This window comes from Nitrospirae bacterium YQR-1 (assembly GCA_039908095.1).
GTDB lineage: Bacteria > Nitrospirota > Thermodesulfovibrionia > Thermodesulfovibrionales > Magnetobacteriaceae > Magnetomonas.
This window is the reverse complement of sequence record JAMOBJ010000023.1, coordinates 14,518-28,096: the sequence shown is the minus strand read 5'-3', so window position 1 is coordinate 28,096 and position 13,579 is coordinate 14,518. Positions and strand designations below refer to the sequence as shown.

The 13,579-nt window shown below is 45.9% G+C and carries 11 protein-coding genes; 2 read left to right on the top strand and 9 right to left on the bottom strand.

Annotated elements, in window-relative coordinates; genetic code table 11:
• Positions 1-43: 43 nt before the first annotated feature.
• Both H7844_11180 and H7844_11175 read left to right on the top strand, forming a co-directional pair.
• Positions 44-1,537, top strand: a complete 1,494-nt coding sequence (locus tag H7844_11180) for a PAS domain S-box protein (protein MEO5357848.1) — start codon at positions 44-46, stop codon at positions 1,535-1,537.
• 14 nt (positions 1,538-1,551) lie between these two features.
• Positions 1,552-2,427 carry a response regulator gene (locus H7844_11175; GenBank protein ID MEO5357847.1) on the top strand — a complete coding sequence of 292 codons (876 nt, stop codon included), beginning with the start codon at positions 1,552-1,554 and terminating at the stop codon, positions 2,425-2,427.
• A 185-nt stretch (positions 2,428-2,612) separates the two neighbouring features.
• On the opposite strand, the gene H7844_11170 is transcribed toward H7844_11175, so the two are convergent.
• The 9 genes from H7844_11170 to H7844_11130 form a co-directional block, all read right to left on the bottom strand.
• A complete protein-coding gene (locus H7844_11170; protein ID MEO5357846.1) occupies positions 2,613-4,376 on the bottom strand; it encodes a formate--tetrahydrofolate ligase in 1,764 nt (587 codons plus the stop codon).
• A 19-nt stretch (positions 4,377-4,395) separates the two neighbouring features.
• Positions 4,396-7,062 (bottom strand): formate dehydrogenase subunit alpha, encoded by a 2,667-nt coding sequence (gene fdhF / locus H7844_11165; protein ID MEO5357845.1) that lies wholly within the window; start codon positions 7,060-7,062, stop codon positions 4,396-4,398.
• A gap of 18 nt (positions 7,063-7,080) precedes the next feature.
• Positions 7,081-8,859 (bottom strand): NADH-quinone oxidoreductase subunit NuoF, encoded by a 1,779-nt coding sequence (gene nuoF / locus H7844_11160; GenBank protein ID MEO5357844.1) that lies wholly within the window; start codon positions 8,857-8,859, stop codon positions 7,081-7,083.
• A gap of 28 nt (positions 8,860-8,887) precedes the next feature.
• A complete protein-coding gene (locus H7844_11155) occupies positions 8,888-9,343 on the bottom strand; it encodes an NAD(P)H-dependent oxidoreductase subunit E (protein ID MEO5357843.1) in 456 nt (151 codons plus the stop codon).
• Between the two features lie 136 nt (positions 9,344-9,479).
• A complete protein-coding gene (purE, locus tag H7844_11150; GenBank protein ID MEO5357842.1) occupies positions 9,480-9,956 on the bottom strand; it encodes a 5-(carboxyamino)imidazole ribonucleotide mutase in 477 nt (158 codons plus the stop codon).
• Positions 9,957-10,146: 190 nt separating this feature from the next.
• Positions 10,147-10,515 (bottom strand): DUF86 domain-containing protein, encoded by a 369-nt coding sequence (locus H7844_11145; GenBank protein ID MEO5357841.1) that lies wholly within the window; start codon positions 10,513-10,515, stop codon positions 10,147-10,149.
• Complete coding sequence (locus tag H7844_11140) at positions 10,515-10,808, bottom strand: nucleotidyltransferase domain-containing protein (protein ID MEO5357840.1); 294 nt, start codon at positions 10,806-10,808, stop codon at positions 10,515-10,517. Before H7844_11140 ends, H7844_11145 begins: the two co-directional genes overlap by 1 nt.
• A gap of 160 nt (positions 10,809-10,968) precedes the next feature.
• Complete coding sequence (locus H7844_11135) at positions 10,969-11,844, bottom strand: hypothetical protein (GenBank protein ID MEO5357839.1); 876 nt, start codon at positions 11,842-11,844, stop codon at positions 10,969-10,971.
• Positions 11,844-13,508, bottom strand: a complete 1,665-nt coding sequence (locus H7844_11130; GenBank protein MEO5357838.1) for a Na+:solute symporter — start codon at positions 13,506-13,508, stop codon at positions 11,844-11,846. The genes H7844_11135 and H7844_11130 overlap by 1 nt, the downstream gene beginning before the upstream one ends.
• Positions 13,509-13,579 lie beyond the last annotated feature (71 nt).

The window sequence follows — 13,579 nt, the reverse complement described above, 5'->3', positions numbered from 1 at the left end:
GATTTAGTATTTATCAGAGTTATAAGAGGTTATAAGGAAAAACTTGTCAACAACACAGTATAAGAAAGCTCTGGATTTAATAGAATCACCGGATGACGTCTTTCATCTCATAAGCACTACCGTCAATGACGCAGTGGCAGGGATGGATGTAGGAAACAATGTTGTTTTTTGGAATGAGCAAGCTGAGAAGTATTTTAAATATAAGCACGGGGAGATAATAGGAAAGAACTTTCTAAAGATTTTAATCCCGCCAAAATATCATCAAACTTTATTAAAAAACATTGACAGGCCTGAATTAGGCGCATACATATCAGACTCCAGAACAATTTATTTGGAAGCTATGGCAAAAGATAAAGCTGCTATATATTGTAAAATAACGTTATCTGTAATAAGGCTTAAAGGCCAGCTATATACAATATTATATTTCAGGGACGCCACAGACTACAAACTTAAACAAAACTTGTTGACGTTAAAAAAATCCCTTGAGTTTGTAAAAATCGGAGTTTGTGTTACCGATATGGAAGGAGTGATACTCAATATAAACTCCGCCCTTGCCGGGATGCACGGCTCAGACATACCGGCATTAATGAACAGAAATGTACGGGATGTAATGTTTTGCCTGTCGCATATCGAGAGTATGGAAGCCTTCAAAAACCACAGTGAGGAACGCCTGTGTAAAGCCAACGGCAGGGATATGTTTGTTAAGCTGGAATCTGAAATCGTACTGGATGACGATAAAAAACCAATCGCGGTAGTGATTACCTGCGAGGATATTACTAAAAGTAAGGAGATGCAGCTACAAATCTGCCAATACAACGAACACCTTGAGACTCTGGTAAAAGAACGTACCCATACACTGTCTGAAACGAATAAACAACTTCGTGAGGAAATTATAAAGCGAAAGGAAATGGAAGAGCAAATCAGGGGAAACGTGAAGGATTTAAATATGTTGCTTAAAGAGGTGCATCACAGGGTAAAGAATAATCTGCAGATCATAGTAAGTTTGTTGAGCCTTCAGTCTGCGGCTATCTCAGACCCCTGTCTGCATAGCATTTTTAGGGACAGTGAAAGCCGCATAAGGGCAATGGCTTTGATTCACGAAAAACTATATGAGTCCACGGACATGTCAACTCTGGATTTTTCTGAATACCTGAATTCACTGGCATCGGAGCTGTTAAATTCATATAACCTCCGCCACGGCCGGGTTGAACTTAAGACGAATATCAGTGTTAACACTCTCGATATAGATGTTGCAATTCCATGCGGGTTAGTCATAAATGAGTTTATTACAAATTCGTTGAAATACGCCTTTACAGGCAATTCCGAGGGACAGATTAAGGTCATGTTCCACAGAACTGAAGATAATAAACTTCATCTTACACTAAGTGACAACGGCGTGGGGTTGGCAAAAGATATAGACATTAAAAAAGTAAAATCACTGGGTTTGCAATTGATACATGATTTAATCGTAAGAAAGCTAAAGGGAACAATTGAAATTAACACGGACGGCGGAACAGAATTTAAGATAATAATTTAACGAGGTGAGATGAAATGGAACAGGGAACAGATGTAGCAGGTGGCAAGATTTCAACAGGCATACGGGTGGTTGTGGTGGAGGACGAGATAATCGTCGCACGGGATATTGAAATGAAGTTAAAGAAACTTGGCTATAATGTGTTGGATATTGCCACATCGGGAGAGGAGGCTATACAAAAAGCCGGTGACTTATTGCCTGACCTTATGCTCATGGACATAACCTTAGAGGGTAAAATGGACGGTATTGAGGCGGCAGGGCAGATAGATGCGCTCTATAACATTCCTATAGTTTACCTCACGGCACATACCGATCTGGATACTTTAAGCCGGGCAAGAGTGACGGAACCATACGGTTATATAATTAAACCGTTTGCAATCAGAGACTTGCTGGTGACCATAAGCATGGCACTTTATAAGCACAGAATGGAGGCCAGAAATAAGGTTATAAATCAAATATTGAAAGTGTTTTTGAAACCGATAACTTTGAAAGAAAAATTGGAGCAGTCTCTAGGATTAATAACGTCAATCCCCAGGCTTTTCCTTCAGACGAAAGGTTCCATCTTTTTGGTGGAAGATGACCCCAATGTGCTTGTGATGAAAGCCTCTTTGGGCACAGCTGATTGTGAAAGTGTTACAGCCGGTAAGTGTTTGTGCGGTGTAGCCGCTGCCACTAAAGAGATAGTGTTTGCAGAGAGAATTGATAAGCGGCATGAGTTGAATCAGGACGCCTTACCTCATGGCCACTATTGTGTCCCTATACTTGCAGCTAATAAGCTCCTGGGGGTAATCTGTGCGTATGTACGTGAAGGACATAAGAGAGATTCAGCCGATGAGGAGGTACTTATATCATTTGCTGACATCATTGCTAATGTGCTGAGTTACTCAAAGTAATACCAAGTTGCAGTCATGAATAAACGCAGGTGTACTTTTTCTTACCTTTAGTAGCTTGTGACGATACCAACAAAGTTAGAGAATTAGAATGTACCTTGGGATAAAGGGGTCAAGGGGTTCTAAACCCCTTGCAGAAAGGGGTTTAAGGGGAAGGACAGAGTCCTTCCCCTTATTTTTTTCTTTTTTTAGAATAATCCCTTAACTCTGCCGGTTTCTACATCAACGTCAACGCGTCTGTATGCTGGGTCTGAAGAGGTTCCGGGCATGAGCTTTATATCACCTGCCACCGGCACTACAAACCCTGCGCCTTTGAAAGTCAGAATGTCCCGGACAAAGAGTCTCCAGTCTTTAGGGAGTCCCTTTTTATTGGGATTGTCGGATACACTCAGGTGGGTCTTCACCATACATGTGCCGAGCTTGCTTAATTCAGGGTCAGCCTCGATAGCCTTAGCCTTTTTAAGGGCCTCGGGTGAGAAGTCTGCCCCGTCAGCATTATATATTTCCTTAGCAATTTTTTCAATTCTTTGGGTAAGCGGCATTTCTATCGGATAGAGGAATTTAAACTGGTTTTCCTCGTTACAGGCGTCCACCACGGCGTCAGCAAGCTCAAGTGCTCCCTCACCGCCCTTTTCCCAGTGTCTGGACAGAGCCACACGAGCACCCGCCGCCTCTGCGTTTCTTCTTACCATTGCGATTTCCGCATCAGTGTCTGTAAAAAACGCATTGATGCACACCACAGGATTAATTCCTGCTGCTTTTACCGTCTTTATGTGATGAATCAGGTTTATGCAACCCTTATCAACCCACTCAACGTTCTCTCCCTTATACTCATCCGGAATCGGCTTGCCGGGAACCGGAATCGGCGCTCCACCGTGGCACTTAAGCGCCCTGATTGTAGCAACAATAACAGCGGCGTGAGGCTTCAGGCCGGAGTAGCGGCACTTAAGATTCCAGAACTTTTCAAAACCGATGTCAGCTCCAAAGCCCGATTCCGTAACGTTGTAGTCGGCAAGTTTTAATCCCACTCTGTCTGCAATAATTGAAGACTGCCCTATGGCAATATTTGCAAACGGCCCGGCATGAACCAGCACCGGCTGCCCCTCTATGGTCTGCATGAGGTTAGGGTTAAGCGCCTGCACCATCCATGCAGTCATTGCACCGTCAACTTCCAGGTCGGCGGTTGAAATCGGTCTGCCCTGCTTGTCATAGGCAACTACGATTTTACCCATTCTCTCCCTGAAGTCCTTAAGATCATTGGCAACAGCAAGGATAGCCATAATCTCCGAGGACACTGCTATGTCAAAGCGGCTTTCCATCATGTAGCCGTTCATTTTCCCGCCCATACCGATTATCATTTTCCGGAGAGACTGGGCACAGAAGTCTATTATCCAGCCCTGCTGCACATTATTTGGGTCAACTCCCAGACGTTTGAGGTTTCTCTTAGAGAGCTGTTCGTCCGTGTAGTTAAGCTCGTGCTGCATTCTGGAGGTAAGGGCAACCATTGAGAGATTGTGGGCATTTACAATGGCGTTAATGTCACCGGTCAGGCCCAGCGAAAACGGAGTAAGCGGTACACACTGAGAGAGTCCGCCGCCTGCCGCCGAGCCCTTAATGTTCATTGTAGGGCCGCCGGAGGGCTGTCTGATTGCGGCTATTACGTTTTTCTTACGCTTACCAAGTCCTTGAGTCAGCCCCATAGTGGTTGTGGATTTACCCTCGCCTAGGGGTGTGGGGGTTATAGCCGTTACATCAACGTACTTACCGTCGGGCTTACCGGAGAGCCTCTTAAGGATGCTCTTAAAGTCTAATTTCGCTACATAGTGGCCGTGGGGCAAAAGCTCAGCTTTTTCAAGGCCCAGCTCATCGGCTAACTGATACACGGTTTTCATGTTCTTTTCCGCTGCCTCGGCTATTTCCCAGTCAGCGTGTTTTGTTGGATCAAGTGGCACTGTGATAGTCCTCCTTTAGTTACAGTTTTTCTATTTTAACTGCACATACCTTGAATTCCGGTACTTTGCATATCGGATCATAGACCGGATTGGTCAGCACATTTGCCGCCGCCTCTTTAAAGTGAAACGGGATAAATACCACTCCCACATCAGGGCTTTTAATTACCTTAGCCTTAAGCACAATAGAGCCGCGGCGTGAGGACACTTTTAACATCTCTCCTTCAGTAACACCTAAACTCTCTGCATCCGCCGGATGTATTTCTACATAAGCCTTAGGCGACACCGTTGAAATAGCACGCACACGTCTGGTCATTGTACCACTGTGGTACTGGAAAAGCTGCCTTCCCGTGGTTAGTATAAATGGATACAGCTCATCGGGCAGCTCCTCCGATGGGCGAAACTCAACAGGAGTAAACCTGCCCTTGCCGCGTGGGAAACCGTCTTTAAACAGATACGGTGTTCCGGGATGAGATTCATCAGGGCACGGCCACTGAAGCCCTTTGTTCTCAAGCCGGCGATAGTTCATTCCTTTCATGTTGACCCACAGGCTGCCTATCTCATCAAAAACAGTTTCAGCCGTAGTGTTGGCCATGTTGTAGCCAAGTCGCCTTGCCAGCTCAACAATTATCCACATGTCGTCTTTGGCATCACCCGGGGGCTCAAGGGCCTTTCTCACTCTCTGCACTGTACGGTCCGTGTTTGTAAATGTCCCGTCTTTTTCAGCAAAACACGTTGCAGGTAAAACCACATCGGCAAGACGTGCTGTTTCATTCATAAAAATGTCCTGAACAACAAGGAAATCCATCTCTTTCAGAGTCTTTTCCGTATGCTCCTTGTCAGGGTCACTCATTACCGGGTTTTCTCCCATGATGTACATGCCTTTAATCTTTCCAGCCTCTGCTGCATACATCATATCCACTGCGGTAAGGCCGACTTTGTTTGAAAGGGGCACCTTCCACGCAGCCTCAAATTTCCTCTGTACGGCCTCATCATCCACTTTCTGGTAGCCTGGATAGACATTTGGGGCACAGGCCATATCGGATGCGCCCTGAACATTGTTTTGTCCTCTCAGTGGGTTTAGCCCTGCATTAGGTTTGCCGATGTTGCCTGTCATAAGAACAAGGTTTGCAAGAGAAAAGACGTTGTCTGTGCCGTGTGAATGCTGGGTAATTCCCATAGTGTAGTAGATACCGGCATTTTTAGCGCTGCCATAGATTCTGGCAGCTTCGATGATTTTCTCTTTAGGCACACGGGTGATTTTTTCAGCAACCTCCGGCGTATATTTTTCAATTATTGAAATTATTTTTTCAAAGTCCTCAGTGCGCTCATTAATAAAGGTCTGAGCGATAAGCCCCTCTTTATATATTACGTGCATCATGGCGTTAATCAGGGCAACGTCAGTGCCCGGAAGTTGCTGAAGCCACAGATGCGATTTTTTAACAAGCGGCACCTTACGTGGGTCGGCTACAATGAGCTTTGCTCCCTTCTTAACCGCCTTAATCATTCGTAAGGCCACGATAGGATGGTTTTCCTTAGTGTTAGAGCCAATTACGAAAATCACCTCGTTGTCCTCTATCTCGCAAACAGAATTAGACATAGCACCAGAGCCAAACACGGTGGCCAGACCGGCCACAGTAGGGCTGTGTCAAAACCTGGCGCAGTGGTCAACATTATTTGTTCCAACCGCCGCCCTCATGAATTTTTGGAACATATAGTTATCCTCGTTTGTACAACGTGCCGAGGACAACCCTGCAAGAGCATCCGCCCCGTGTTGCTTCTTTATTTCTATAAATTTATCTGCTATGAGGCTTAGTGCCTCCTCCCATGAGGCTTCCTGTAATTTGCCGTCTTTTTTAACAAGAGGGGTTTTCAGCCTGTCTTTGCTGCTGATGAACTCATACCCAAAGCGTCCCTTTACACAGAGCCATCCCTGATTATGGGTATCCGGTTTTGAGTAGATCCTTGCCACCTCATTATCTTTCACTGCAAGGGTGATGTTACAACCCGTGCCACAGTATGAACAAGTGGTGTCAACCTCTTTGAGGTTACGGCGTCCTTTTTTAGCCCAAATTTTGCCGCTTAATGCTCCTGTGGGGCACAGTGAAACGCACTGCCCACAGAATTCGCAATTCAGGTCCTTCTCAAACGGCGGACAAACTTTGGACTTAAACCCTCTGTATGATATATCTATTGCACCGACTCCCTGTACCTCGTCACACACCCGCACACACAAGCCGCAGAGGATGCACTTTTCCATGTCCCTTTCGAGAAACGGATTGCCGTCTTTGGCATGATACTGCCGCCTTTGGCCATAAAAGCGGTTTGTGCGCAAGCCATAGGAGTAGGCAAGCTCCTGGAGTGTACAATCCCCTGCACGTTCACAAATCATGCAGTCGTTAGGATGGTCTGAAAGAAGAAGCTCCACCACGGTTTTTCTCAACTTCTCAATATAAGGCGTATCCGTTCTTACCTTCATTCCCTCAGTAACAGGCGTTGTACAAGAGGAAAAAGGCCTTCTTACACCATCAAGCTCAACAAGACAGAGGCGGCAGCCTCCGTATGGCTCCAGATGTGGGTTGTCACACAGGGTTGGAATAAAAATCCCGTTTTCACGGGCTACCTGAAGAATTGTTTTTCCCTCCTGTGCTGTTAACTTCTTGTCATTAATTGTTATATTTATATCCATTCCCGGTTACCTCTGAGTTTAAATCTTTTTTATTGACTTGAACTTACAAGCCTCAAAGCATGAGTTACACTTAACGCACAGGGCCTGGTCAATTATGTGTGGTTTCTTTTTCTCCCCTGTTATGGCGGCAACAGGACAAACCCTTGCACAAGCCGTGCAGCCGGTGCATTTTCCCTCATCTATGGTATAAGTGAGCAGGGCTTTACAAACACCTGCCGGACAACGTTTTTCAAGTATATGTGCCTCATACTCCAGCCTGAAGCGCTTCAGAGTGCTCAGAATTGGATTAGGAGCGGTCTGTCCAAGTCCGCACAAACTGGCTGCTATGACATCCCGCGAGAGGTCCTCCAGCAACTCCATATCGCCTGCCCTACCCCTGCCCTCGGTTATACGATCAAGTATCTCAAGAAGCCTCTTTGTGCCTACCCTGCAAGGTGTACACTTTCCACAGGACTCATTCTGGGTGAACTCTAAAAAGTACTTCGCAATGTTGACCATACAGTTGTCCTCATCGAGAACAACCATACCGCCTGAGCCCATTATGGAGCCTGCCGCCCCCAACGATTCATAATCCACGCTTATATCAAGAAGGTCCTCGGTAAGACATCCACCCGAGGGGCCTCCGGTCTGAACCGCTTTGAACTTCTTATCCTTTTCAATTCCACCGCCTATATCATAAATTATTTCCCGCAGGGTTATACCCATCGGAACCTCAATAAGGCCGGTGTTTTTAACCTTACCTGTCAGCGCAAACACTTTTGTACCTTTGCTTTTTTCCGTTCCCATCGAGGCAAACCACTCGGCGCCGTTTCTGATTATATACGGGACGTTGGCAAGAGTTTCCACGTTATTGATAATTGTGGGTTTTCCAAATAGCCCCTTTTGAGCCGGAAACGGAGGTTTTGCTTTCGGCATTCCGCGCTTGCCCTCAATGGAGGCAATAAGAGCCGTCTCCTCGCCGCAGACAAAAGCCCCGGCGCCAAGTTTTATCTTTATGTCAAAATTAAAAGTGCTGCCAAGAATGTTTTTACCTAAAAACCCTCGCTGCCTTGACTGATCAAGGGCAAGTTTCAGTCTGTCCACCGCAAGGGGATACTCGGCCCTGATATAGACATAGCCTTTTTCAGCGCCTATTGCATACGCCCCTATGGCCATACCCTCGATGAGCAGATGCGGATTACCCTCAACCACCGATCTGTCCATAAATGCCCCTGGGTCGCCCTCGTCGGCATTACAAATCAGATACTTAACGTCTGACTTTTCACGCCGCCCAAATTCCCACTTCAGGCCGGTTGGAAACCCCGCCCCTCCGCGGCCCCTTAAACCGGATTCCTTAATAATCCCTATGACCTCCTCCGGGGACATTCCGCCAAGCACTCTTTTGATTGACTGATACCCGGCGCTCTTTATGTATGCTTCTATGTCCTCAGGGTCTAACTCGCCGCAATCGGAAAGCACCACCTTGACTTGTTTATCCTTAAAGGCATGGTAGTCTTCCTTAACCGCCAGAGCTGCAACTACAACTCCACCGGCTATGTGCTCAGAGACAATTTGTGGGACATGGTCAGGTGTTACATGCTCATAGGTTGTCGCATTGCCGTCAATAACCACATCAACAAGAACATCTCTTGCGCAAAACCCTCTACAGCCCACTTTATGCGTATAGACGACGTCGTGAAACTGAGCGGCTATATCCTCTTTTTTAAATTCATCGACAAACCGCTCCAGCACCTCCTTGCCTCCGGCGGCTATTCCACCTGTGCCCATGCAAACGTTAATGCTGATTCGCTTTTTCATTATCCGTACCTTAAACTTTTTAGTTTTCCTAAGAACTTAGCTCTTTAATTTTCTTAAGAAGCTGGTTAATGTTGACCTTACCGTGCACCTTTTTATTGATGATTGCCACTGGGGCAATGCTGCAGGCGCCAACACAGGCTACCTTTTCGACTGTAAAATTACCATCCTTTGTGGTTTCCTCTTCCCCGGCAAGGTGAAGCTCCTGCCGTGTTCTGTCAATGAGCTTCTCGGAGCCTTTGACATGGCAGGCTGTGCCGCTGCAGAGAGTCATAATGTTTTTGCCGCGCGGTTTTAAATAAAACTGGGAGTAAAAAGTGGCTACTCCAAAGAATTTACCCGCCGGAATGTTGAGTCTCTCCGACACGTAATTTACAGCTTCCTCAGGGATGTAGTTAAGCTCATCCTGAATGTTTTGCAATACGGAAACCAGATTGCCCTCGTTTTTTAAAAAATCATCAACTATCCTGTCAAGCACTTCTTCCATAACTACTCCATATCTAAAATTTTTTTAAACTATCGGCCTTTGTTTATACCATACAACAAACATAAATTTCAATCAGGGGCCTGCCGCCCCAGCCGTTTATGGTCTTTAGATTTGTACCATATAATTGACATAAGTTTCAATTACCTGCAAATTTCTCACTTAAGTTTTTTGATTTTTCAAGAAGTATCTTCCTGTTGCTTTCCCTGTAGTTCTGAAGCTTATCCACAATGTCGGGGTATTTGATGGATAAAATAGAGGCGGCAAGATAAGCGGCGTTGGCGGCTCCGTTTATGGCTACCGTGGCAACCGGAATTCCTGTGGGCATCTGCACCGTTGAATACAGGGCGTCAAGACCGTTAAGCTCTCCCGATTTAACTGGAATCCCTATGACCGGAAGTGTGGTGTTTGCCGCAATTGCCCCTGCAAGGTGGGCTGCCATGCCGGCGGCTGCAATGATTACCTCTATGCCTCTTTGACGGGCGCTTTGTGCATAAAGGGCTGTTTCATCCGGCATCCTGTGGGCCGACGATAATTTTACCTCAAAGGGCACACCGAGGGCGGTAAGCGCCGCTGCAGCCTTCTCCACTACGGGCACGTCACTGTCGCTTCCCATCACAATGCCGACAAGCGGTTTTTCAGGCACTATTACTCAAACCTCCGTATTATTCAGATTTACTAAAGATAAAAACATTTTTCAGCAGGAAAATTCAATGATTTTTTACATAGAAATTAAAAAAATAACTTTTTTAGCGCTTAAATTGCAAAAAATTCGGAAAAGTTGCATATTTGTAGTGATTGAAAAATCAGATTTTGTGGTCTTGTTCCCGTGCTATTTCCGCCGTGAGCTCAAGGCGACAGACTTTTTCCAGGGCCGGCAGATCGTCCCTCACCACATGCCACAGCACATCGTGTGCAACGTTCTCGTAGTCATGGCGTAATACGTTGCCGATGCCCGCCACCTTAGGCCAGGGAATCTCAGGGTGCCGGTCTTTCAATTCATATGGCAGATGGCGGCTCGCCTCTGAAATAATTTCGATACCTCGTTCGACAAGCCATTGCTTGCGTCTGTCAGATTTAAAAGCCGGGAGTGTTACGCCTGCCATCTCGCTGTTAATTAGCTCGACAGCCTCAACAATGTCTGTAAGACGTGGTATAGGTGAAGGATTTGTCATCAGAACACTTGCAGCGCCGACGCTTCAATCTGCTTCCGTAGCGTCTTGTGCAGGCTCTCACGCGTCATGATGTCTGTCTTGCAGCCAAGGATACGGGCAGCAGCATCCTTTATGTCCATTAACTCGAAAAGTCCTATTGATCCCTCGGGGTGATCGAAAAACAGATCAACGTCAGAACCCTCATTAGCCTCACAGCGTGCGGTTGAACCAAATATGTAAAGATGGTCAACGCCAAGCTGCTTCAGGTCGGTCTCGTGCTGTCTTAACAGGTTTATGGCCTCGCTAAGTTCCATTTCGTATTATGCACAAGTGTGGAGATTTAGTCATTGTTTTTGTCTTCCCCAGCGGGTTGGGGTGTTTTCCCCAGGGCTCCGCCATCAAATAAAATGTAAAAAAATCATCATGACACGCCACAGCCCTGCTCTCTGTGTTTCAAGTACACCGTGAGTAACCTCACCCTTTAGTCAAATATCTGTGTGGATTTTCTGTTACTGTTGTCATGACAGTCTGTTCATCAAGCCCCAGACTGATAAGCCTTTTTACCACCTCCATAAGTGGCATTGAGCCTCCTGTCAACATGCCTTTAGAGTCGGCTATGCGCCCTGAGGCAAGTGTGGTTTTTGCTTCCTTTACCGAGTCGGAGACAAGAATTATACGCTCCGTATGTTTTACTTTAAAAATCAGTTCGATAGTTTTAGGATGAAGATGGTATGGATCCCCGACAACCTCTATGTAAATATCCTTATTTATAAGAGCAAAGCCTGCCAGGGCGGGCTCTCTGTGGTGAAATGCCGGCATTGCATTAAATAAGTGGGTAACCCCTGTTGCTCCGGCATAAAACCCGGCCTCCGCCTGTGAATACGTAGCCTCGGAGTGGCCCATACTTACAACAATCCCGCGCTTTACCACATGTTTTATTAACTCAACTGCGCCGTCCAATTCCGGAGATATTGTAATTATTTTTACTATATCTTCAAAACCCTCAATCAGCCGGTCAAATATTCCAGTGTCGGGATTTATGAATGATTGCTTATTTAAGGCGCCGCACCTGAGCGGATTAAGAAAAGGCCCTTCAAGATTTACCCCTGAAATTTTAGCCTGTGCTGAGATTCTGTTTTCCTCCTGCGCTTCCGACTGTATTTCCATTGCTCTTTTAACTGTATCTATGTGAAGGCGCATAACTTCTATTTCGTCACTGTAAATGGTGGGTAATATCTCAGTAACTCCGTACTGAAAATGCGACTCCGCCATACGGATAATCTGCTTTCTTGAGGCTGTTGATGTGTCAAAACCGCTGATTCCATGGGTATGGATGTCAAAAACTCTCATTAGGCAAAAATCCTCTTTTTCAGTATGATAAAACTTATTATACCAGCTGTCAGGTAAATCAACCCTTCCTTATATCTGCCCAAAAGGAGCATCCCGGTTGAGAGGGTTAGTCCATAGACAAAAACAGTTCCTGTAATCCAGTCAAAAAGGGAAGTTTCCACTTTGTTGAGTTTAACACCTGCGGCAATTAATTTTTTTTCAACAGCTCTCCAGCCGGCTCCACCAACCGGCACTCGTTTATAGAACTCCATAAGAGTGTTTTCGTCTGAGGGTTTTGTTAAAAATGTGACCGCCACCCACGTGACGGTAGAAAAAAAGATTATGAAAAAGAGTTTCTGATAAAAAGGGAGCTCACCGTAAAAGACATATATATAGGAAGAGACAATGGTTGAGGCCAGCATTGCGGAGATTTCACTCCATGCATTAATCCGCCACCAGTACCACCTCATGACAAATACAAGGCCGGTGCCGCTGCCAAAGGCTATCAGAAACTTAAATGTTCCCTCTATTGATGTCGTATAGTATGTAACCACCGCCGTAACAGCGCTCAGTACCAGCATTGATATCCGTGTCACGTTTATGTAGTGTTTCTCTGTAGCGTTTTTCTTAACAAATCTCATGTAGAAGTCCTTCATAAAGTAAGCACTGGAGAGATTCAAGTACACGCTGATGGTTGACATAAAGGCTGCAAAAAATGAGGCAAAGACAATGCCTTTAAGACCGTTAGGAAGTATGTTAAGGGCCATGACCGGATATACCGCCTCGTGGTCCTTGTACGTTGGATATAACACTAAGGAGGCAAGGGCCGCAATAATCCATGGCCAGCTTCTTAACGCATAATTTGCGACATTAAAGAAAAACGTGGCGCCGATAGCGTCTTTTTCACTCTTACACGAGGCCATTCTCTGAACAACCACCCCTCCACCGTCCGATGAGTACTTAGACCACCAGCTCATCCCCATGTAGGCGATAAATGTAAGAATCGGCAGGGATAAAAACCCGCCGTCAATGGGCGGTAAAAAATCCATGAAGTGGTTGTCTCCGTAAATGGCATCTATCTGTGGTTTTAATTTGTCAAGGCCACCCACTTTATTAACAGCATATACGGCTACGATGACGGCTCCGGTCTGAGCAAGTACAAACTGAAAGAAATCTGTGACGATAACCCCCCAGTACCCGGAAAGCAGTGAGTACGCTATGGTTACAGCGCTTGAGATTAAAATTGCAGTCCACTTGCCCCACCCCAAAGTCACATCAAGGATTGTAGCCATAGCAAGTATGACCTGTGCTTTTATTATGGTGTGAAGAAACAGGGAGAAATACAGAGCCTTCCAGCCTCTGAGAATTGAAGCAGCTTTCCCGGAGTACCGCATCTCGGTCAGCTCCACGTCGGTCATAACCCCGGCCTGTTTCCACAACCGGGCAAACACAATAACCGAAAGCATCCCTGTCATAAGAAAACACCACCACTGCCAGTTTTCATATATCCCTTTGTTTCTGACCAGCCCGGTAATATATAGCGGGGTATCGGATGAAAATGTTGTAGCCACCATAGATGTCCCTGCAAGCCACCATGGGAGTTTTCTGCCGGAGAGAAAAAACTCCTCCGTCGAGGATGACGCTTTTTTTGTAAAATAAAGCCCCAGCACCAACGATATCAGCATGTACGCTGCTATAACAAGCCAATCAACTATATTTAGCTGCATATGAGTGATATTGTAACAATAAATGCCCT

Excerpts from the sequence above, each read along its gene's own strand:
- H7844_11175 (MEO5357847.1), top strand. The coding sequence starts at position 1,552 with ATGGAACAGGGAACAGATGTAGCAGGTGGCAAGATTTCAACAGGCATA.
- nuoF (MEO5357844.1), bottom strand. The coding sequence starts at position 8,859 with ATGAAAAAGCGAATCAGCATTAACGTTTGCATGGGCACAGGTGGAATA.
- H7844_11155 (MEO5357843.1), bottom strand. The coding sequence starts at position 9,343 with ATGGAAGAAGTGCTTGACAGGATAGTTGATGATTTTTTAAAAAACGAG.
- purE (MEO5357842.1), bottom strand. The coding sequence starts at position 9,956 with ATGGGAAGCGACAGTGACGTGCCCGTAGTGGAGAAGGCTGCAGCGGCG.
- H7844_11145 (MEO5357841.1), bottom strand. The coding sequence starts at position 10,515 with ATGACAAATCCTTCACCTATACCACGTCTTACAGACATTGTTGAGGCT.
- H7844_11140 (MEO5357840.1), bottom strand. The coding sequence starts at position 10,808 with ATGGAACTTAGCGAGGCCATAAACCTGTTAAGACAGCACGAGACCGAC.
- H7844_11135 (MEO5357839.1), bottom strand. The coding sequence starts at position 11,844 with ATGAGAGTTTTTGACATCCATACCCATGGAATCAGCGGTTTTGACACA.
- H7844_11130 (MEO5357838.1), bottom strand. The coding sequence starts at position 13,508 with ATGCTGATATCGTTGGTGCTGGGGCTTTATTTTACAAAAAAAGCGTCA.